Origin of the sequence: Variovorax sp. LjRoot130, assembly GCF_964253755.1 — a bacterium.
Taxonomy (GTDB): domain Bacteria; phylum Pseudomonadota; class Gammaproteobacteria; order Burkholderiales; family Burkholderiaceae_C; genus Variovorax.
Genome location: NZ_CAXURM020000001.1, coordinates 1,171,615 through 1,191,307 on the forward strand (window position 1 = coordinate 1,171,615; position 19,693 = coordinate 1,191,307).

Annotated in this window: 20 protein-coding genes; 13 read left to right on the forward strand and 7 right to left on the reverse strand. The window is 68.7% G+C overall.

Annotated elements, in window-relative coordinates; all coding sequences use genetic code 11:
- The first annotated feature begins 2 nt into the window (after positions 1 to 2).
- From ACSQ86_RS05885 to ACSQ86_RS05895, 3 genes are read left to right on the forward strand one after another with little or no spacing between them, the layout of a single operon-like run.
- Positions 3 to 1,193 (forward strand): COX15/CtaA family protein, encoded by a 1,191-nt coding sequence (locus ACSQ86_RS05885; RefSeq protein ID WP_436310258.1) that lies wholly within the window; start codon positions 3 to 5, stop codon positions 1,191 to 1,193.
- A complete protein-coding gene (gene cyoE / locus ACSQ86_RS05890; protein ID WP_436302976.1) occupies positions 1,190 to 2,095 on the forward strand; it encodes a heme o synthase in 906 nt (301 codons plus the stop codon). The genes ACSQ86_RS05885 and cyoE overlap by 4 nt, the downstream gene beginning before the upstream one ends.
- Positions 2,096 to 2,103: 8 nt before the next feature.
- On the forward strand, positions 2,104 to 2,709 hold the full coding sequence (locus tag ACSQ86_RS05895; protein ID WP_436306261.1) for an SCO family protein: 606 nt from the start codon (positions 2,104 to 2,106) through the stop codon (positions 2,707 to 2,709).
- Between the two features lie 66 nt (positions 2,710 to 2,775).
- On the opposite strand, the gene rpoH is transcribed toward ACSQ86_RS05895, so the two are convergent.
- The 3 genes from rpoH to ftsY all read right to left on the reverse strand — a co-directional run bounded on the left by rpoH (position 2,776) and on the right by ftsY (position 5,527).
- On the reverse strand, positions 2,776 to 3,717 hold the full coding sequence (gene rpoH / locus ACSQ86_RS05900) for an RNA polymerase sigma factor RpoH (RefSeq protein WP_093109053.1): 942 nt from the start codon (positions 3,715 to 3,717) through the stop codon (positions 2,776 to 2,778).
- Between the two features lie 168 nt (positions 3,718 to 3,885).
- Positions 3,886 to 4,347 carry a DUF962 domain-containing protein gene (locus ACSQ86_RS05905; protein WP_436302978.1) on the reverse strand — a complete coding sequence of 154 codons (462 nt, stop codon included), beginning with the start codon at positions 4,345 to 4,347 and terminating at the stop codon, positions 3,886 to 3,888.
- 61 nt (positions 4,348 to 4,408) lie between these two features.
- Positions 4,409 to 5,527, reverse strand: coding sequence for a signal recognition particle-docking protein FtsY (ftsY, locus tag ACSQ86_RS05910; protein ID WP_436302979.1), 1,119 nt, complete (start codon positions 5,525 to 5,527; stop codon positions 4,409 to 4,411).
- A 29-nt stretch (positions 5,528 to 5,556) separates the two neighbouring features.
- Between ftsY and ACSQ86_RS05915 the strand changes: the two genes are divergently transcribed.
- The 8 genes from ACSQ86_RS05915 to pcp are packed head-to-tail and all read left to right on the forward strand — an operon-like array spanning position 5,557 to position 12,821.
- Positions 5,557 to 6,996: a M16 family metallopeptidase gene (locus tag ACSQ86_RS05915; protein WP_436302980.1), complete on the forward strand. Its 1,440-nt coding sequence runs from the start codon at positions 5,557 to 5,559 to the stop codon at positions 6,994 to 6,996.
- Between the two features lie 14 nt (positions 6,997 to 7,010).
- A complete protein-coding gene (locus tag ACSQ86_RS05920; protein WP_436308613.1) occupies positions 7,011 to 8,447 on the forward strand; it encodes a M16 family metallopeptidase in 1,437 nt (478 codons plus the stop codon).
- Between the two features lie 40 nt (positions 8,448 to 8,487).
- On the forward strand, positions 8,488 to 9,129 hold the full coding sequence (locus ACSQ86_RS05925; protein ID WP_436302982.1) for an RsmD family RNA methyltransferase: 642 nt from the start codon (positions 8,488 to 8,490) through the stop codon (positions 9,127 to 9,129).
- Positions 9,130 to 9,173: 44 nt separating this feature from the next.
- Entirely contained in the window at positions 9,174 to 9,677 is a 504-nt protein-coding gene (gene coaD, locus ACSQ86_RS05930; RefSeq protein WP_093109048.1) for a pantetheine-phosphate adenylyltransferase, read from the forward strand.
- Positions 9,674 to 10,327, forward strand: a complete 654-nt coding sequence (gene pxpB / locus ACSQ86_RS05935; protein ID WP_436302983.1) for a 5-oxoprolinase subunit PxpB — start codon at positions 9,674 to 9,676, stop codon at positions 10,325 to 10,327. The genes coaD and pxpB overlap by 4 nt, the downstream gene beginning before the upstream one ends.
- A complete protein-coding gene (locus ACSQ86_RS05940) occupies positions 10,327 to 11,394 on the forward strand; it encodes a biotin-dependent carboxyltransferase family protein (protein ID WP_436302984.1) in 1,068 nt (355 codons plus the stop codon). The genes pxpB and ACSQ86_RS05940 overlap by 1 nt, the downstream gene beginning before the upstream one ends.
- A 24-nt stretch (positions 11,395 to 11,418) precedes the next feature.
- Positions 11,419 to 12,159 (forward strand): 5-oxoprolinase subunit PxpA, encoded by a 741-nt coding sequence (pxpA, locus tag ACSQ86_RS05945; RefSeq protein WP_093109092.1) that lies wholly within the window; start codon positions 11,419 to 11,421, stop codon positions 12,157 to 12,159.
- Positions 12,160 to 12,179: 20 nt separating this feature from the next.
- The gene (gene pcp / locus ACSQ86_RS05950; RefSeq protein WP_093109091.1) at positions 12,180 to 12,821 is read left to right on the forward strand and encodes a pyroglutamyl-peptidase I; all 642 of its coding nucleotides are present in this window, start codon (positions 12,180 to 12,182) and stop codon (positions 12,819 to 12,821) included.
- Here pcp and ACSQ86_RS05955 read toward each other — a convergent pair.
- Positions 12,818 to 13,531: an alpha/beta fold hydrolase gene (locus ACSQ86_RS05955; RefSeq protein ID WP_436302985.1), complete on the reverse strand. Its 714-nt coding sequence runs from the start codon at positions 13,529 to 13,531 to the stop codon at positions 12,818 to 12,820. The two genes, pcp and ACSQ86_RS05955, sit on opposite strands and share 4 nt — an antisense overlap.
- Before the next feature lie 71 nt (positions 13,532 to 13,602).
- Between ACSQ86_RS05955 and ACSQ86_RS05960 the strand changes: the two genes are divergently transcribed.
- Positions 13,603 to 14,274, forward strand: a complete 672-nt coding sequence (locus ACSQ86_RS05960) for a histidine phosphatase family protein (protein WP_436308614.1) — start codon at positions 13,603 to 13,605, stop codon at positions 14,272 to 14,274.
- Here ACSQ86_RS05960 and ACSQ86_RS05965 read toward each other — a convergent pair.
- Positions 14,269 to 17,319 (reverse strand): transglycosylase domain-containing protein, encoded by a 3,051-nt coding sequence (locus tag ACSQ86_RS05965; protein ID WP_436308615.1) that lies wholly within the window; start codon positions 17,317 to 17,319, stop codon positions 14,269 to 14,271. The genes ACSQ86_RS05960 and ACSQ86_RS05965 overlap by 6 nt on opposite strands.
- A 112-nt stretch (positions 17,320 to 17,431) precedes the next feature.
- Here ACSQ86_RS05965 and ACSQ86_RS05970 point away from each other — a divergent pair, with 112 nt between their 5' ends.
- Positions 17,432 to 17,797 carry an SPW repeat protein gene (locus tag ACSQ86_RS05970; RefSeq protein WP_093109043.1) on the forward strand — a complete coding sequence of 122 codons (366 nt, stop codon included), beginning with the start codon at positions 17,432 to 17,434 and terminating at the stop codon, positions 17,795 to 17,797.
- Positions 17,798 to 17,824: 27 nt separating this feature from the next.
- Here ACSQ86_RS05970 and ACSQ86_RS05975 read toward each other — a convergent pair whose 3' ends face one another.
- Positions 17,825 to 19,183, reverse strand: coding sequence for a tetratricopeptide repeat protein (locus ACSQ86_RS05975; protein WP_436302988.1), 1,359 nt, complete (start codon positions 19,181 to 19,183; stop codon positions 17,825 to 17,827).
- 104 nt (positions 19,184 to 19,287) lie between these two features.
- Positions 19,288 to 19,686 (reverse strand): tautomerase family protein, encoded by a 399-nt coding sequence (locus ACSQ86_RS05980; protein WP_093109041.1) that lies wholly within the window; start codon positions 19,684 to 19,686, stop codon positions 19,288 to 19,290.
- Positions 19,687 to 19,693: the final 7 nt, after the last annotated feature.

Below are 19,693 nucleotides of genomic sequence, written 5' to 3' on the forward strand. Positions count from 1 at the left end.
TCATCATGGAAACGAGCTCGCTCTACGACCTCACGCCGATCGCCTGGCTCATGGGCGTCGGGGTGCTGCTCGCCCTCGGTCCGCTCGCCTGGGTCTGGCGGCGCAACACCGGTGCCGGCCCGGCCCGGCGGCTCTACGCCTTGACCGTGCTCACGCTCTTCCTGACCTTCGATCTCACGCTGTTCGGTGCCTTCACGCGGCTCACCGATTCGGGCCTGGGCTGCCCCGACTGGCCCGGTTGCTACGGCAATGCCAGCCCATTCGGCGCCAGCCACGACATCGCGATGGCCGAGGCCGCGCAGCCGACCGGCCCGGTGACACACAGCAAGGCATGGGTGGAAATGGTCCATCGCTACCTGGCCACCGGCGTCGGCGTGCTGATCCTCGCGCTGGCCGTCGCCACCTGGCGCGCGCGCTGGCGCCAGCGGCACGACGCGCAGCATGCGCGCGAACGGCCGCTCAGTGCCTGGTGGCCGGCCGCGACCCTGGTCTGGGTTTGTCTGCAGGGCGCCTTCGGTGCATTGACCGTGACCTGGAAGCTCTATCCCGCCATCGTCACGCTCCACCTGCTGGGCGCCGTCGTGCTGCTGGCGCTGCTGTGCATCCAAGCCGTGCGCTACCGGCAGGCGGCGGCGGAACGGCTGCCCACGGCCGTGCCGCCGATGCTGCGCAAGCTGTTGATCGCCGTGACCGCGTTGCTCGTGCTGCAGATCGCGCTCGGCGGCTGGGTCAGCACCAACTACGCGGTGCTCGCTTGCACCCAGTTCCCGATCTGCCAGAACAGCTGGTGGCCGCCCATGAACTTCACGCAGGGCTTCCAGATCTGGCGCTCGCTTGGCGAGTCGGCCAACGGCACGCCGATCGACTTCGCAGCGCTGACTGCCATTCACTACGTTCATCGGCTGATGGCCTACCTGGTGTTCGTCGCGCTCGGCGTGCTTGTCTGGCAGCTGCGTCGCATCGCGCCGCTGCGCGCGCAGGCGAAATGGCTGGCCGGCCTGGCGCTGTTGCAGCTCGCGACCGGCCTCGGCAACGTGCTGCTCGGATGGCCGCTGGTGGCGGCCGTTCTTCATACCGGTGGCGCCGCTGCGCTCGCGGTGGTGCTGACCTGGGCGCTGTGCGAATGCCGGGCCGAGCGCGCAGCCGTGCCGGCTGGCACTCGCGCCCCCCGCGGCAAGATGGAGGTCGCATGACCACGCCTGCATCGATCCACAGCCCGAGCACCGCCAGCGTCCTGCGCCAGTTCTATGCGCTGACCAAGCCGCGCGTCGTGCAGCTGATCGTGTTCTGCGCACTCATCGGCATGGTGCTCGCAGTGCCCGGCGTGCCCGGCCTGGCCGATTTGCAGCGCGGCGCGCTGGCCTGCATCGGCATCTGGCTGGTGGCCGGCGCGGCGGCGGCCTTCAACTGCCTGGTCGAGAAGGGCATCGATGCGAAGATGAAGCGCACGGCCTGGCGGCCCACCGCACGCGGCCAGCTGAGCGACCGGCAGGCGCTGGTGTTCTCGGCCGCGCTGTGCGCTGCCGGCTCGGCCGTGCTGTGGTTTGCGGTGAACCCGCTCACGATGTGGCTGACCTTCGCGACCTTCGTCGGCTATGCCGTGGTCTACACCGTGATCCTCAAGCCGCTGACGCCGCAGAACATCGTGATCGGCGGCGCTTCCGGCGCGATGCCGCCGGTGCTGGGTTGGGCTGCGATGACGGGCGAGGTCGGGCCCGAGGCGCTGATCCTCTTCCTCATCATCTTCCTGTGGACGCCGCCGCATTTCTGGGCGCTCGCGCTGTACCGCGTCGAGGACTATCGCAAGGCCGGCCTGCCGATGCTGCCGGTGACGCACGGCAACGAGTTCACGCGGCTGCAGGTGCTGCTCTATACCTTCATCCTCTTCGCCGCCTGCCTGATGCCCTTCATCTACGGCATGAGCGGATGGCTGTACCTGGCGGTCGCCATCGGGGTGAGCATCGGCTTTACCGGCTACGCCTTCGCGCTGTGGCGCAACTACTCCGACGCGCTGGCGCGCAAGACCTTCCGTTTTTCACTGATCCATCTGAGCGTGCTGTTCGCAGCGCTGCTGATCGACCACTACCTGCGATGAACGAACTCATGAACAAGCGGCATGCACTTCGGTTGATGGCCTGGACCGGCCTCGCGGCGGCGGCGGGGTTGAACCTCGCGGCATGCTCGGAGAAAAAGCCCAGCTTCAATGCCGTGGACATCACGGGCGCCGACTACGCCAAGGGCTTCTCGCTGACCGATGCCGACGGCAAGCTGCGCACCCTGGCCGACTTCAAGGGCAAGGTCGTGGTGCTGTTCTTCGGCTATGCGCAATGCCCCGACGTCTGTCCGACGACCATGAGCGAGATGGCACAGGTCAAGCAGCAGCTGGGCGCCGACAGCGACAAGCTGCAGGTGCTGTTCGTCACGGTCGATCCGGAGCGCGACACGCCCGCGGTGATGAAGGCCTACATGGGCGCCTTCGATCCGGCCTTCGTCGCGCTGATTCCCACGCCCGAGCAGCTGCCGGCATTGGCGAAGGACTTCAAGGCCTACTACAAGAAGGTCGAAGGCAAGACGCCGACCAGCTACTCCATGGACCACTCGGCGGCCAGCTTCGTCTACGACACCGAGGGCCGGCTGCGACTCTATGCGCGCTACGGCGCGGGCGTGCCGGCGATGGTGTCGGACGTGAAGGCGCTGCTCAAGTCCTGACCGGACGCTGTCGAAGCAATGAAAAAGCCCGGCGACGGCCGGGCTTGATCGGGATCGAAGAGCACCTCAGGCGAAGTCTGCCAGCGCCTTCTTCATCTTCTTCATGGCCGCCACCTCGATCTGGCGAATGCGCTCGGCGCTCACGCCGTACACCGCGGCCAGGTCGTGCAGCGTCATGCCGCCCGAGCCGTCGTCGTTGACCTTGAGCCAGCGCTCTTCCACGATGCGGCGGCTGCGCTCGTCCAGCGCTTGCAGCGCGGTCGAGATGCCGTCGGTCGACAGGCGGTCGCGTTGCCGCGATTCGAGCTGGGCGGTGGGCTCCTGCGTGGCGTCGGCCAGGTAGGCGATGGGGCCGAAACCGTCGTCACCGTCGTCCGAGGGGCTCGGATCGAGCAGCACGTCGCCGCCGGACAGGCGCGTTTCCATCTCCAGCACTTCTTCGGGCTTCACGTTCAGGCGGGTCGCCATTTGCGAGACTTCGTCCGCGCTCAAGGTGTCGCGGTGCGTGTCGCCGTCGCCAGCGGCCGAATCGGCCTTGAAGCTCTGCTTCATCGAGCGCAGGTTGAAGAACAGCTTGCGCTGAGCCTTGGTCGTCGCGACCTTGACCATGCGCCAGTTCTTCAGGATGTACTCGTGAATCTCGGCCTTGATCCAGTGCATTGCGTAGCTGACCAGCCGCACGCCCTGATCGGGGTCGAAACGCTTCACGGCCTTCATCAGGCCGACGTTGCCTTCCTGGATCAGGTCGCCGTGGGGCAGCCCATAGCCCAGGTACTGGCGGGAGATCGAAACCACGAGGCGCAGGTGCGAGAGGATCAACGCGCCCGCAGCTTCGAGATCGTTGTGGTCGCGCAAACGGCGCGCGAAACCCTGCTCTTCCTCGAGCGTGAGCAAGGGCAAGCGGTTGGCTGCCGAAATGTAAGCGTCCAGGTTACCCAGCGGAGGCACCATCGACCACGGATTGGCGACGGCAAGCTGGTTGGCAGACGCTCCGGACAGTGTTGTCATTGGGGGGAACTCCTTCGTTGGCGGGCATATTAGCACTCGGTTTGAGGGAGTGCTAAGCTTAGGGTTCCCACCCATTTCCAATGGGGTTGATAGGCACAGCCTATTCCAACGCCGTCCTCATTTGGATGGGACGGTGTCTGATCCGGGTGACCGGGAAAGGTTTCCCGTCTACCAGCGCAGGCCGAGCCGCAAGAAGAGGCGCGACAGCACGAACAAGGGGCCGACCCAGAGGTACTGGATGTCCTCGAAGAAGGACGGCTTCTTGCCTTCGATCTTGTGGCCGATGAACTGGAAGATCCACGCCACGACGAAGATGACGGCGGAAACCGGCAACACAAGGTCTCCCATCGCATGCACCACGGCCAGCAGCAGCACCGTGCCGATCAGCATCGTGGCCAGGAAGGCCGGCGAGCGCAGCGTCGCGTAGTAGACCAGGCTGGCCGCGACGAAGGCGTAGGCCACCCAGGGGTGCAGCGCGAACAGCAGGCCGACGATGCTGAACATGATCGCGGGAATGGCGACCATGTGGATCGCCTCGTTGGTCGGGTTCTGGTGGCTTTCGCCGTAGTGGGCAAGCAGGCGGTCGACCTTGCGGTCGGTGCCGGCCAAGGGCGTGTCGGCGATGTGCATGGCAGTCTCCTGGCGGGCTCTGCGGCCCCGAAAGATAATGCCAGAAGCAGGGCCGCGGACGCTAGCCCATCAGGGCCTGGGCAAATTCGCGCGCCTTGAAGGTCTCCAGGTCCTCCAGCTTCTCGCCGACGCCGATGAAATAGACCGGAATCGGCCGCTCCCGGGCGATGGCGCACAGCACGCCGCCCTTGGCCGTGCCGTCCAGCTTGGTGATGACGAGGCCCGTCAGGCCCAGCGTCTCGTCGAAAGCCTTGACCTGGGCCAGCGCGTTCTGCCCGGTGTTGCCGTCGATCACCAGCAGCACCTCGTGCGGCGCGCTCGCGTCGGCCCGGTTGACGACGCGCTTGATCTTCTTCAGCTCGTCCATCAGGTGCAGCTGCGTCGGCAGCCGGCCGGCGGTGTCGACCAGCACCACATCCTTGCCGCGCGCCTTGCCGGCATTGACCGCATCGAAGCTCACGGCCGCCGGGTCGCCGCCTTCCTGGCTCACGATCTCGACCGTGTTGCGGTCGGCCCAGACCAGCAGCTGCTCGCGCGCCGCCGCCCGAAAGGTGTCGGCCGCGGCCAGCAGCACGGAAGCGCCCTCGTTGGCCAGGTGCTTGGTGAGCTTGCCGATCGAGGTGGTCTTGCCGGCGCCGTTGACGCCGGCCACCATGATCACGGTCGGCGTGTGCTCGCCGATCACCAGCGATTTTTCCAGCGGGCGCAGCAGGTCCGCGATGGCGTCGGCCAGGAGCAGCTTGACCTGCGAGGCCTCGGTCGCCATGCTGCTCTTGACGCGGCGGCGCAGATCCTCGAGCAGGTGCTCGGTGGCCTTGACGCCGGTGTCGGCCATCAGCAGCGCGGCTTCGAGCTCCTCGTAGAGCGCGTCGTCGATCTGCGCATTGACGAAGGCCGCGGTGATGCTGTTGCCGGTCTTGCGCAGGCCGGTCTTGAGCTTGCCGAGCCAGCCGCTGCGCTGCTCGGCCTCGGCTGGGGGCGTTTCGATGGGCGGTGGTGCGGGCGCGGCAGCAGGGGCTGGCGGCGGCTCGTCGGCAGACGGCTTGCCGCCAAACCAGCTCGAGGGCGAAAAGACCGACTTGGCGGGGGGCGGCGGCTCGGCAGGCGGTGGGGCCGGCGAAGCCGCAGGTGCCAGGGCAGGGCTCTCGGCCGGCGTTTTTTTCTTGAAGAAACTGAACATTGGGGGGTTTTTACAATCCGAGCCATTCTATGAAACACCCCTCGCCACGCCGCGCTGCGTCTGGTGCGGTGCTGGCCTCGGTGCTGTTCGCGCTGCCGATCCTGCCTGCACTTGCGCAGCAAACCCTGCCGGCCGCCTCCGTCCCTGCCCAAGCCCGACAGTTCACCCTCGCCAACGGCATGACCCTGATCGTCAAGCCCGACCGGCGCGCGCCGACCGCGGTGCAGATGCTCTGGGTGCGTGTCGGCTCGATCGACGAGGTCGACGGCACCTCGGGCGTGGCGCACGTGCTCGAACACATGATGTTCAAGGGCACCAAAGAACTGAAGGCCGGCGAGTTCTCGCGCCGCGTCGCCGCGCTCGGCGGGCGCGAGAACGCCTTCACCACGCGCGACTACACCGGCTACTACCAGCAGATCCCGGCCGACAGGCTGGAGCAGGTGATGAAGCTGGAGTCCGACCGCTTCGCGAACAGCCAGTGGCCGGACGACGAGTTCAAGCGCGAGATCGAGGTCGTCAAGGAAGAGCGCCGCTTGCGCACCGACGACCAGCCGCGCGCCCTGCTCGGCGAGCAGCAGAACGCCGCCGTCTTCATCGCCTCGCCCTACCACCGGCCCATCGTCGGCTGGATGAGCGATCTCGATGCAATGACGCCGGCCGATGCGCGCGCCTTCTTCCAGCGCTGGTACGTGCCGGCCAACGCGGCCGTGGTGGTGGCGGGCGATGTCGACGTCGAGAAAGTGCGCGCCATGGCCGAGAAGTACTACGGCCGCATTCCGAGCCGCGCGGTGCCCGAGCGCAAGCCCCGCATCGAACCCGCGCAACGCGGTATCCGCCGCATCGAGTTCAAGGCGCCGGCCGAGCAGGCCTACGTCTCGCTCGCCTTCCGCGTGCCGCAGATACCGGCCACCGACCAGTTCGACGGTGCGAGCGATTCCTATGCGCTGGTGGTGCTGTCCGCGGTGCTCGACGGCTACCCCGGTGCGCGGCTCGACCGCGCGCTGACGCAAGGTCCGGACCGCGTGGCCGATTCGGCCGGCGCGTACGCGGGCTTCGTCGGCCGCGGCCCGCAACTTTTCGTGCTCGACGGCGTGCCGGCCGCGGGCAAGAGCGCGGAAGCGGTCGAGGCCGCGCTGCGCGCGCAGGTGGCGCTGATCGCGCGCGAGGGCATCGGCGCGGCCGAGCTGGCGCGCGTCAAGACCCAGTGGGTAGCGAGCGAAACCTACAAGCTCGATTCGGTGATGTCGCAGGCGCGCGAACTCGGCAGCAACTGGATTCAGGGCCTGCCGCTCGACGCCAGCGCACGCATCATCGCGCGGCTGCAGGCCGTCACTGCCGAGCAGGTGCAGGCGGTGGCTGCCAAGTACTTCGGCGACGAACAGCTGACCGCCGCCGCATTGCGGCCGCTGCCGCCCGAGACGAATCGCCGCCCGCGCGGCTTTGCAGCGCCGGCCGGCGAGCTGCGCTGAAAGGGTTCCGCTTCATGCTGTCTCTCAAGAACAAGACTCTGCTGAGCGCCGTGCTGGCGGGCGCATCGGTCCTCTTCGGCGCCTCCGCCCAGGCCGCCATCCCGATCGAGCATTGGGCGCTGCCCAACGGCGCGAAGATTTATCTCGCCGCCACCAACGCCTTGCCGATCGTCGATGTGCAGATCGATTTCGACGCCGGCAGCCGGCGCGATCCGCCCGCGCAGGCCGGCCTGGCGGGCGTGACGGCCGGCATGGTCGAGAAGGGCATTCGCGCGAGCGGGCGTCCCGCTGCCGGGCCGCCCCAAAGCGGGACAGCCCCCTCGGGGGGCAGCGAGGACACGTCAGTGCCGAGCTTGGGGGCCTATGACGCGGCGATGGACGAGAACGCGCTCGGCGAAGCCTGGGCCGATCTGGGCGCGAACTTCGATGCCAGCGCAGGCTCCGACCGCATGAGCTTCTCGCTGCGCACGCTGTCCCAGCCAGCATTGCTCGACAAGGCGGTGCGATTGGCCTCGCGCGAAATCGGCGAACCGGCCTTTCCCGAAGACGTGTGGAAGCGCGAGCGCGAACGGCTCAATGCGTCGATCCGCGAAGCCAACACCAAACCCGCGACCATCGCCGGCCGCGCCTTCTCGCAGGCGGTCTACGGCACGCATCCCTATGGCCAGGACACGACCGAGGCCACGTTGGCGCAGATCGACGTCGCCACGATGCGCCAGCGCTACGAGCAGCTCATCCTGCCTTGCCGCGCCAAGCTCAGCATCGTGGGCGCGGTCACGCGCGCGCAGGCGGAGGCTATCGCAACCACGCTGTTGTCGCGCCTGCCCATGGCGACCGAGCCCGGCGGCTGCACCGCGTTGCCGCCCGTGCCGCAGGTTGCCGCGCTCGCTGCGGCGAAGGACGAACGCCTGCCTTTCGATTCGGCGCAGGCGCACGTGTGGATCGGCCAGCCCGGCTACCCGCGCAGCGACCCGGACCATTTCGCGCTCACGCTCGGCAACTACGTCCTCGGCGGCGGCGGCTTCGTTTCGCGCCTGACCGAGGAGGTGCGCGAGAAGCGCGGCCTGGCCTACAGCGTCTACAGCAGCTTCTCGCCGGGGCTGCACGCGGGCGCCTTCCGCATCGGCTTCCAGACCCGCCCCGACCAGGCCGCGGAAGCGGTGAAGGTCGCGCGCGAGGTGCTCGCGAAGTTCGTTGCCGAGGGACCGACCGCGGTCGAACTCAAGGCTGCCAAGGACAACCTGATCGGCGGTTTCCCGCTGCTGCTCGACAGCAACCGCAAGCTGCTCGGCAACGTGTCCAACATCGCGTGGAACGATCTGCCGCTCGACTATCTCGACACCTGGACCGCGCGCATGAACGCGGTCACCGCGGCCGACATCAAGGCCGCATTCGCGCGCAAGCTGCAGCCCGAGCGGATGGTGACGGTGGTGGTAGGCGGCAAGCCTTGAGGGGCAAGAGCTCATGCGTGGCTGACGTTAAGCTGTGCGCGTGAAAGCCATAGCCCGAACCACACCCCCTGCATCGCCCAAGCTCGCGAAGGCGCCCCGCGCCATCCGCATCATCGGCGGCCAATGGCGGCGCACGCGCCTTGCCGTGGCCGACAAGCCCGGCCTTCGCCCAACGCCCGATCGCGTGCGCGAGACGCTGTTCAACTGGCTTGCGAGCCTGGCGGGCGCCGGCGGCGGCGAGCTGCCGGGCTGGCATTGCATCGACGCCTTCGCCGGCACCGGCGCACTGGGCCTCGAAGCCGCATCGCGCGGCGCCGCTTCGGTGCTGCTGTGCGAGCAGGACGCGACGCTGGTGGCGCAATTGCAGACATTGAAGACCAAGCTGGCGGCCGAAGCGGTGCGCATCGAGCGCGGCAACGGTGTCACCGCGCTGGAACGCGCGCCGGCCGGCAGCGCACATGCGGTCTTCCTCGATCCGCCCTTCGAGAACGCGGCGCTGTACGAGCCCGCGCTGCGCGCCGCCGCGCGTGCCCTGCAGCCAGGGGGCGTGATCTATCTCGAAGCCGCTCGTCGCTGGAGCGACGAGGAACTGGCCGCGCTGGGGCTCGCGGCCTATCGCTATCTCAAGGCCGGCGCGGTGCATGCGCATCTCCTGATACTTGCGACTGACAGCACTGCATAATCCGCCGGATCAGGCCGCATCAACTGCATGAGGAGGAAGCCACCATGTCCAGCAACGTGATCGCGGTATACCCCGGCACCTTCGACCCCATGACGCTCGGTCATGAAGACGTGGTGCGCCGAGCGACCCAGCTGTTTTCCAAGGTCATCGTCGCGGTGGCGGCCGGCCATCACAAGAAGGCCTTGTTCACGCTGCAGGAACGCATGGACATGGCGCGCACGGCGGTTCAGCCGTACAGCGACCAGGTCACCGTGGAAAGCTTTTCGGGACTCCTGCGCGATTTCGTCGTCGCGCGGGGCGGCAAGGCCATGGTGCGCGGCCTGCGCGCGGTGACCGACTTCGACTATGAGTTCCAGCTCGCCGGCATGAACCGTTCGCTGATGCCGGATGTGGAAACAGTGTTCCTGACGCCCAGCGACAAGTACCAGTTCATTTCGAGCACCTTCGTGCGCGAGATCGCGATGCTTGGCGGCGAGGTCGACAAGTTCGTTTCGCCCAACGTCCAGGACAGCCTGATGGCCAAGGTGCGGAGCCTCGGCCGCGAATGACGCCGCCCCGTCTCCATGCGCTGGGTGACGCCGCACTGCTGTGCGAACTCCCCGCACCGGCGACGCTGGCACAGCAGCAACTGATCTGGGCATTGGCGACCGAAGCGCTGCAGTGGCGCGGCGTCCACGAAGTCCTGCCCGGCATGAACAACCTGAGCCTGCTGTTCGACCCGGAGCAGATCGATGCTGCCGAGCTCGAGATGCAGGTGCTTTCCGCGTGGCCGCAACTGGCCGCGACCTCGATCCAGGGGCGCGAGATCGAGATTCCGGTCGCCTATGGCGGCGAGGCCGGCCCTGACCTCGCCGACGTGGCTGCGCACACCGGTCTGACGCCGGCCGAGGTCGTGCGGCGCCACAGTGCCGGCGAATACATCGTCTACCTGCTCGGCTTCCTGCCGGGCTTCGCGTTCCTGGGCGGGCTGCCGCCCGAACTGGCGACGCCGCGGCGTGCCGAACCCCGCGTCGCGGTGCCGGCCCGCTCGGTCGGCATCGGCGGCGAGCAGACCGGCATCTATCCGCTGGTGTCGCCGGGCGGCTGGCAACTGATCGGGCGGACCTCGCTCGAGCTCTTCGACCCGCGCGCGGAGGAGCCGACCCTGCTGCGCCCTGGCGACCGCGTGCGCTTCCTCGTGGAAAGCCTCGACGCGTGATGTCGAGCGCCTTCCTGACGATCCTGCGCCCCGGCATGCTGGCCTCGGTGCAGGACCTGGGCCGCTACGGCCATCGCCAGCAGGGCATCTGTCCGGGCGGCGCGCTCGATGCGCTGGCCCTCACGCTGGCCAACCGGCTGGTCGGCAATGCCGACGGCGCGGCCGGCCTGGAGCTCACGATGGGCGGCTGCGAAATCCGGTTCGAATCGCCCACCCGCATCGCCCTGGCCGGCGATGACTTCGGCGCCCGGCTCGACGGTGCGCCGCTGTGGCCCTGCTGGAGCGTTCCGGTGGCGGCGGGCCAGGTGCTCAAGCTGGGTGGTGCCAACCAGTGGAGTTCCAAGGAAGGGCTGCGCAGCTGGCTGGCGGTGGCGGGCGGCATCGATGTGCAGCCGGTCCTCGGCTCGCGCAGCACCGACTTGAAGGCCGGCTTCGGCGGCCATCTGGGCCGGGCGCTGAAGAAGAACGACCGGTTGCCCCTGGGCGTGCCGGCCCTGGATGCGCCACAGATGGCGCGCCGCGCCTTCGGTTTGCGCGCGCCCGAGTGGGAGCACGACGACGACGGCGCGCTGGTGCTGCGCGTCATGCCCGGCCCCGAGTTCGAGCAGTTCACCGTGGCCTCGCGCGAACTGCTGTGGCGTGAGCCCTGGCGCACCACGTCGCAGAGCAACCGCATGGGCAACCGGCTCGAAGGCCCCGAGCTCAAGCGTAAGCGCAGCGCCGACATGCTGTCCTCGGCGGTGATCCCCGGCACGATCCAGGTGCCGCCCTCGGGGCAGCCGATCATCCTGATGGGCGATGCGCAGACCACCGGTGGCTATCCGCGCATCGGCGTCGTCATCCGGGCCGACCTCTGGAAGCTCGCGCGGGCGCCGCTCAACGGCCGGCTGCGGCTCGCGCCGGTCGATGCTGCAGCGGCGCTGGAAGCCTGGGCCGATCAGCAGCGCTACCTGGCGCAGGTGGCGCAAGCCCTGGCGTCTGCAGGCTGGCGCACGACAGCGCAAAATTCCCCCAAGGAAGCCTATGAACCCCCAGGCTCATCACTTCGTGTATTCGCTGCCCCCTGAGGCGGCTCTGCGGGAGGCATGACCATGCAGATTGACCTCAACGCCGACCTCGGCGAAGGCTGCGACAACGACGAAGCGCTGCTTCGCCTCGTGAGCTCGGCCAACATCGCCTGCGGCTGGCATGCGGGCGATGCCAAGACCATGCGCCAGTGCGTGCGCTGGGCCATCGCCAACGGCGTGGCCATCGGCGCGCACCCCAGCTTCCCCGACCGCGAGAACTTCGGCCGCAGCGAAATGCAGCTGCCGCCCGAAGAAATCGTTGCCGGCGTGCTCTACCAGGTCGGCGCGCTGGCGGCGATCGTCAAGGCCGAAGGCGGCACGCTGGCGCACGTCAAGCCGCATGGTGCGCTCTACAACCAGGCGGTGAAGGACCCGGTGCTGGCCGAGGCGATCTGCGAAGCGGTGCGGCGCTTCGACCCCGGCCTGCGCTTCTTCGGACTCGCGGGCAGCGGCATGATCAGCGCCGCCGAGCGCGCCGGCCTGAAGCCGGTGGAGGAAGTGTTCGCCGACCGCGGCTACATGCCCGACGGCAGCCTGGTGCCGCGCAGCCGGCCCGGCGCCCTGATCGAGGACGAAGAGCAATCGCTGGCGCAGACGCTCTCCCTGGTGCGCGATCACAAGGTGACCGCCATCGACGGCACGGTGGTCGACGTCAATGCGCAGACGGTTTGCCTGCATGGCGACGGCGCGCATGCGCTGGAGTTTGCGAAGCGCATCCGCGAGCGCCTCGCGACCGAGGGCATTGCGGTCGCTGCCACGGTCTGATTTCGTCGCGCGCCGTGAACGTGCTGCTGACCGGCTTCGAGCCATTCGACAAGGAAGCTCTCAATCCTTCGTGGGAGGCGGTGCGCGCGCTCGACGGTTGGTGCTGCGAAAGCGCCGTGGTGCATGCGCGCCGCATCTCCTGCGTGTTCGGCGCGGCGCTCACCGAGCTCGATGCCGCCATCGACGAACTGCGGCCGCAACTGGTGCTCGCCATCGGCCAGGCCGGTGGCCGCAGCGAGATCACGCCCGAGCGCGTCGCGATCAACATCGACGATGGCCGCATCTGCGACAACGCGGGCTGTCAGCCGATCGACGAGCCCGTGGTGGCGGGTGCGCCGGTCGCCTATTTCTCGAGCCTGCCGATCAAGGCCATGGTGCGCGATCTGCGCGCTGTAGGCATCCCGGCCGCGGTCTCGAACACGGCCGGTACCTTCGTCTGCAACCACCTGTTCTTCGGCCTCATGCATCGCATCGCGACGCGGCCGGTGCCGGGCATGCGCGGTGGCTTCATCCACACCCCCTATCTGCCGGAGCAGGCGGCGCGTTTTCCGGGCGCACCGAGCATGGCGCTCGACACCGTGATCGCGGCGCTGCGCATCGCGGTTGCCACATCGCTCGCGGTGCGCGAGGATGTGCGCGAAACGGGCGGGCAGTTGAACTAGGCTCTTGCCAACAGCAGGCGCTCGAGCCACGGAATCAGCGCGGCATTGACGAAGGCGGGCTTTTCCATGGTCAGCATGTGCCCGCATTCCTCCACCCACACGAGTTCGGCCCGCGGCACGGTCTGCGCGATTTCCTGCGAGCATTCGGGCGGCGTCAAGCGATCGCCGTCGCCGCAGACCACGAGCACGGGGCAGCGCAAGGAGGGCAGATGCGGGCGCGCATCGGGGCGCTGCATCAGCGCGCGGTTCTGGCGAATCAACTGCTGCGCGCCGGCATCGAGCACGAGCTCGACATAGCGCTGCACCAGCGCCTTGTCGCCGGCCTGCGTCGGGTGAAAGGCGAAGCCCGCGTTGAATTCGATCACGTCGCGCGCCTCACCACGCTCGAAGAGCTCGATCGCCGATTCGCGCAGCTTGTACATGTCCGGCGTTTCCGGCCGCGCATTGGTGCCGAGCAGCGCGAGCCCCGCGATGCGCTCGGGCGCCTGGCGCGCGGCCTCCAGCGCGATCATGCCGCCCATCGAGGCACCACAGAGGATCAGCGGGCCGGCATGCTCGCGCAGCACGGCTTCGGCCATGGTTTCGATGCGCTCGTGGCGCATGTGGGCGTCGCTCACATGCACGTCGAGCGTGGCGGGCAGGGCAGGCAGCTGCGCCTCCCAGAGGCGCTCGTCGCAGGCGAGGCCGGGCAACAGGACAAGACGGGACATCGGTGGATTCTCCGCGAAGAAGCGGCTGCCTACATGCTGACATCTGCTGCGAGGAGAATAGAGGCCAGACCATGTCCACCGAAATCATCCTGATCCGCCACGGCGAAACCGACTGGAATCGCGAACTCCGCTTTCAAGGCCACGTCGACGTCCCCCTCAACGACCTTGGCCATGAGCAGGCACGGCGGCTCGGACTGCGGCTCGCAGGCGAGCCGGTGCAGCACCTGATCAGCAGCGACCTGATGCGCGCGCAGCAGACGGCGGCGCCGGCCGCGCGCCAGCTCGAACTCGAGATCCTCACCTCGGCCGCGTTGCGCGAGCAGCACTTCGGCATCGTCGAAGGCATGCGCGCCGACGAGATCCAGAGCCTGCATCCGCGCGCCTGGGAAGACTGGCTCCAGTTCCGCGAAGACCATGCCATGCCCGAAGGCGAGTCGGCGCGCCAGTTCCACGCGCGCATCATCGAGGCGCTGAGCCGCATCGCCGGCGCCCATGCGGGACAGAAGGTGCTGGTGGTGACGCACGGCGGCGTGCTCGACATGGTCTGGCGCACCGCGCGCGGGCTGGGCTTGAACGGGCCGCGCCAGAGCGAGATTCCCAATGCGGGCTTCAACCGCATCCGCATGGCCGACGCCGCGGCGCCGGAACAGATCGAGATCGTCGACTGGGCCGACACGCGACACCTGGCCGATCTGCCGCCGCAGCCCACCTACGACCAGAGCCGCCATCTCAAGAAGTCATGAGCGCCCGTTGTCGCCGCACCCATTGCGCTGGAGCACCGGCAGCAACTGCGGCCCGAACGACTTCAGCAACTGGACCGGCAGCGCGCTCGTGAAGCGGTAGCGCGCGGCGTGGGGCTCGCGCACGTACGCCAAGATCGTGCCGTAGTAGCGATCGCCGATCATGAAGACGAAGGTGGCCGAGCGGCCGATCTTGCGCTCGGCGATCACCTGGCCGCCGCGCCCCCTGAGTTCGTAGCGATGGTCGCCGGTGCCGGTCTTGCCGCCGATCTCGATCGCGCGGCCGTCTGCGCCCACGAGCGCACCCTTCAGGCGCCGTGCCGTGCCTTCGCGCACCACCGAGAACAGCGCCCGCCGCGCCGTCGCGGCCACCTCGGGCGGCAGCACCTGCAGGGCGGCCGGGCCACGCTGTTCGAGCCGGCTCTCGTAGGGCGTGTCGCGTGCGAAGTGCAGTGCGCCAACGCGCTGCACCGGCCGCCGCGCGCCGTCGTTGACCAGGATGCCCATCAGTTCCGCCAGCGCCGCGGGCCGGTCGCCCGATGCGCCGATCGCGCTCGCGTACGAGGGCGTCAACGACGCGAAGGGGTAGCCCAGGCGCTGCCATGAGCGATGGACCTGCGCGAAGGCGTCGCGCTCGAGCAGCTCGCGGATGCGCCGGTCCTGCGCGCTCTTGTGGCGCGTCTTGAAGAGCCAGGCATAGACCTCCTGGCGCTCGCGCGCGCTGGCGTCCAACGCCTGGGCCAGCGTCGCGTCCGGCTGCTGCCGCAGGAAGCCGACCAGCCAGAGCTCGAGCGGATGCACGCGGGCCACGTAGCCGCGGTCGGCGAGCGACAAACCGGCATAGGTGTTGCGCAGCGCACGCAGCGCGCGCGGCGAGCCGGCACCGCGGCCGAGCTTGCGCGCGAGCAGTTCGTCGAGCTGCGCATCGCCGGCTTCGGGTTCGATCGTGAACAGCACGCTCGCGAGGCGCGGCGCCGATGGCCGCACGCCGCGCAGCAGCAGCGCTTCGGCCTCGGCCGCCGACTTGCCCTTGTACTTGCGATGGAAGCGCGCGAGGTAGGCCGAGCCCTCGTTGTCGGCGAAGCGCGCAAGCATCTCGCGGCGGCGCGGGTCGGCCGGATCCTGCAGCAGGCGCTGGCCGTCGGTGGCTTCGCCGAACATCCGGTGGTAGACGATGTCGCGCATTAACCGGATGAATACCAGGTTGACCGAATGATTGAAGGCTTCCTGCACGGTCATCGAAGCGGCGGCGTGCGTGCGATCGAAGTTCTCGAAGTGATGCAGGCCGCCGCCGGTGAAGAAGGCCTCGCCTTCGCTCGCCGAGTAGCGGCGCTGCATTGCAGCCTCCAGCATCGGTGCAAGGCTGCGGTCCTTGGCGTGCAGAAGGTACTGCCGTGCCCACGTGCCGAGCGGATCGCGATCGCTGGGCTTCAGCGCGGAGAGCGCGGGCGCGTCGAGCCCGACCCAGCGTTCGTGCAGCTCGGCGACCAGTTCGAGGTAGCTGACCAGCGTGCGCAGCTTGGCCGTCGAGCCGAGATCCAGCCGGGCGCCCTGGTTCACATCGAAGGGCTGATCGATGTTGTCGGCCTGAACGCGCAGCAGGTTCGCGTGCGCGCCGCGCTCATACAGCGTGAAGCTGTAGATCAGCGGGCTGAGATTCGCGCCCGGATCCAGCCGGTGATCGCCGATGAGCCCTGCTGACTTCGCCGCGGCGGGCGTGCGCAGCCTGGTCAGCGCGTGGATGGCAAGCGCCTGGGCCTCGTTGTCGAGGCTGGTTTCCGCTTCGAGGTCGAGGCGTTCGAGGTCGTAGGCGCGCGGCACATCCAGCAGCGTGGACACATGGGTGCGCAACGCGTTCACCGCCTTGCGTTGCACGAAGTCCGGGCGCGGCGCCGCCGGCAACTCGGCCTGCTGCTGCAGCGGGACTGCCAGCGCGGCATCGCGCAGCGCGGGCGCGATGATGCCCGCATCGCCCATCAGCCGCAGGTAGCTGTCGGTGAGCCCTGTCAGGCCCTCGCCGTTGCCGAGCAGATGCTGCGAGGGACGACGCTGCGCGATCATCAGCGACAGCGCCTGCTTGAACGCCACGGCCTGGCGGCGCAGCGCCTCGTCCGAGGGCGCCGTCTCTCCGCCGGTGTCGGCCAGCAGACGATTGACTTCGCCGAACTCGCGCCCGTACCAGGTCCACAGGCCATCGCCCAGGCCATGCACTTCGCCGAATCCCGGGCGTGCCGCCAGGGGCACGGTGTCGAGGTAGTCGACGACGATCTGGCGGCGCCGTGCCAGCGTGTCGTCGCCGTCCTGGTAGGCACGCAGCGAGGCCGATGCCATCTGGCGCAGCTTGTCGCCGACCGAGGCCGTGCGACCCCCAGGCGAATGGCGGTACTTCTCGATCTGCGTGGCCAGCGTGCTGCCGCCGGAGGCCGGGCGCGTGACGTCGAGCGCCCGGTGCATCTGTTCGAGCGCGGCTTTCGCGAAGCGCTCCGGATCGATCGCGGGGTTGCGCTGCGGCGGCTGGGCATCCAGCAGATGGCGATCCTCGACGAAGAGCAGGGCATTGACCAGGAGCGGCGGCACCTCCTCGAAGCGTTCGTACACGCGCTGCGGCACGCGCGTGCGCAGCAGCGTCTGGGCGCGGCAGTCGCTCACCGTCAGGCCGGCCTGGTTCTTCTCGCGGTAAGGCCCGAAAAGCCCGCGTTCGTGCAGCTCGATCAGCCGCGGCGACATGCGTGCCTGGCGGGTCAGCACATAGCCCTGGGCCTGCAGGCGCTCGATGTAGTTGGGCAGCTGGCGGTAGCCCAGGCGCTCGTCGTAGGGTCCGCTATGGGGAAAACGGATGGCGGCGCTGGCGCCGGCATCGACGCTGAAGCGCGCGTCGCGCGCGTAGTCGTGCCACAGCGCCGATTGCAGCCGCGAGGTCTTGAGCTCGTCCACGGCGAATGCGACGAGCGCAGCCACCCCGGCGAGCGCCGCGCCGAGCCAGAAGACCGTTCTGAACCTTGCCACGCTCTGCCTCGCAATGAGCCCGTACCGTGGGTTCGTCAGCATGAATGATGCTCCTTTCGGCGCTATTTGGCATAGCTCCCTAGGCCGGAAACTCGGCTGCCAAGCGCGGCTCCAACGGATGCCGGCGCCTTATTGCCGGCTGGAGGTACAGACCATGATGCAACTCAAGCATTGGCAAGACCCGGTCAACGGTGCGCTGGGTGTCTGGTTGGCTCTTTCGCCCTGGATCCTGGGCTACACCGGCGAGGCTGCTGCCATGCCGAACGCAGTGATCGTCGGCGTGGCGCTCATCGCCGCAGCCTTCGGCGCCATGCTGCTCCCCCAGGCCTGGGAAGAGTGGGTCGAAGCGGCATTGGGGCTCTGGCTGATGGCGTCCCCCTGGGTGCTCGGCTTCAACGCCCATGGCGACGCCATGCTCACGGCGGTCATTACCGGCCTCGTGGTCCTGGTGCTGGCGTTGTGGACGCTCCTGACCGACAAGGACTACAGCCGCTGGTGGCACGACCGGACCGCGCACTGACGGGGTGACCCCGCGTGCGGATAGCGCTCAGGCGGGATCTTTCGCCGCCGGCGCCCACCTGCCCGCCGCCCGCAAGCCCAGCGCGGTGTAGACCGCATCGGCCTGCCGGCGCAGGCGCAGCGATTCCGGCTGCCCGTTGACCTGCTGCTGCAGGATGCCTTGGGCACCGGCCATCGCGGCCTCGATGCCGCTGCGGATCAGCGCGTCGAGGAAGACCTGCTCGAACAGGTCGCGCTGCGCATGGCTGCCGCCGATCTCCATCAGGCGCGGGAGCGCCTGCCCCATCGATTCGATCGTTGCCCCGAAGTCGCCACGCGCATGGGCAAGAAGTCCATGCGCCGCGGGCACGCAGACGCGCTGCCAGGCGGCACGCGTCGAGGCCGGCGCACGCGGTGCGTAGGCCTCGATGTTGCGCAGCAAGGCCTCGGCCTCGGGCCGTCCGGCGCGAGCCAGGCCGTAGAGGTACTGCAGATCGAGGAAGGGCAGCACGTGGTCGTTGAGCCGCTGCGCGAGGTAGGCGGCCAGGTCCTGCCAGCGTTCGCCCACATCGATGCCCGCGAGCTCGAAGCGCGCGAGCAGCGACACCGCGCCGATCTGGTCCTGCGAATAGTCCTTGACCACACCCCACACCTCCCGGTCGTAGACGGCGAGTGCCTCGTCGTCCCTGCCCAGGTCGATCAGGAACAGCGCCACGTGCCACCAGTTGTGCGTGACCATGAAGGAGTTGAGCCCGACCCAGGTGCCGCTCACCTCCTGCATGAAGGCCAGGCCCTCGGCGAGCCGGCCCTCGGTCAGCATGACGTGGCCGAGCGCATGGTGCGCCCAGGGCTCCTTGCGTTCCATCGCGATCGCGCGGCGCGCGCTGGCTTCGGCCTCGCGCATCAGGTGGCACTGCTCGTAGCCGAAGGCAGCCATGCCGTGCAGATAGGGCACATCGGCGGCCGCGGGGAGCGCCGCCAGCGCGAGCCGCAGCATGCCGGGGCAGTCGCCGGTGTTGAAGCAGTGGTACTGGCCGAGCTTGAGCGAGGCCAGGTCGCGCGGATGTTCGCGCGCCTGCTCCTGGTGCAGCGCGATCGCGCGGGCGATGTCGCCATCCGCCCACGCCGCGACGGCCGCGATGTAGCGCTGCTCGCGCGAGCTGGCGCGCGCTGCGCCGGCTCGCGCGCGTTCGAGAAAGGGGCGCGCGTTGGAGGCGGCGTCCCGCGATTCGGCAAACAGGTGCAGCGTTGCGCAATAGGCCTGCACGATCGGGCTCTCGTCCTGCGCGGCGGCCAGCACGTCGACTGCGCGCGCCTCGCAGGCGATGAAGCCTTCGACGAAGTCGTTGACCGCGCGCAGGCTGGCGGCGTCTGTCAGGCTGACCGGGTTGCCGAGGCTGTCTTGCATGAAGCCTATTTTGCCGCGCGGGCGCCGCCGGGCCGCCCCAAGGCGGGCCGCGCCTCCCCCTCGGGGGGTGGCGAAGCACACGGAGTGGCAAGCCGGGGGGCTTCTCACACCCCGGCCTGCTGGTGCCTGTACTCCTGTGTGAGGCCACCGTAGCCGTAGGCCGCGGCGCGCGCGTCGATCAGGTGCACATACGACACCTCGTGCAGGTTCTTGCGCAGCGCCGCCATCGCGGCGTGGATCTCGCGCAAATAGCGGGCCTTCTCCGCCTTGGTGTTGGTCTCGTCCGTGATGCTGATGTCCAGGTGGAAGGCCGACTTGCCGAGCTCGGCCAGCGATCGGCCGCCTACGAACCAGGCGTCATCTGCGATGTACTGCACCGCGACGGCGATCACCGGCAGCTTCTTGCCGAGCACGGTCTGGGTCAGTTCGGTCACCGTGTCGACGGTGCGGCGGGTGAGCTGGGCGTCGGGCTGGCCGGAGAGATGAATGACGATGTGAGGCATGGTTCTT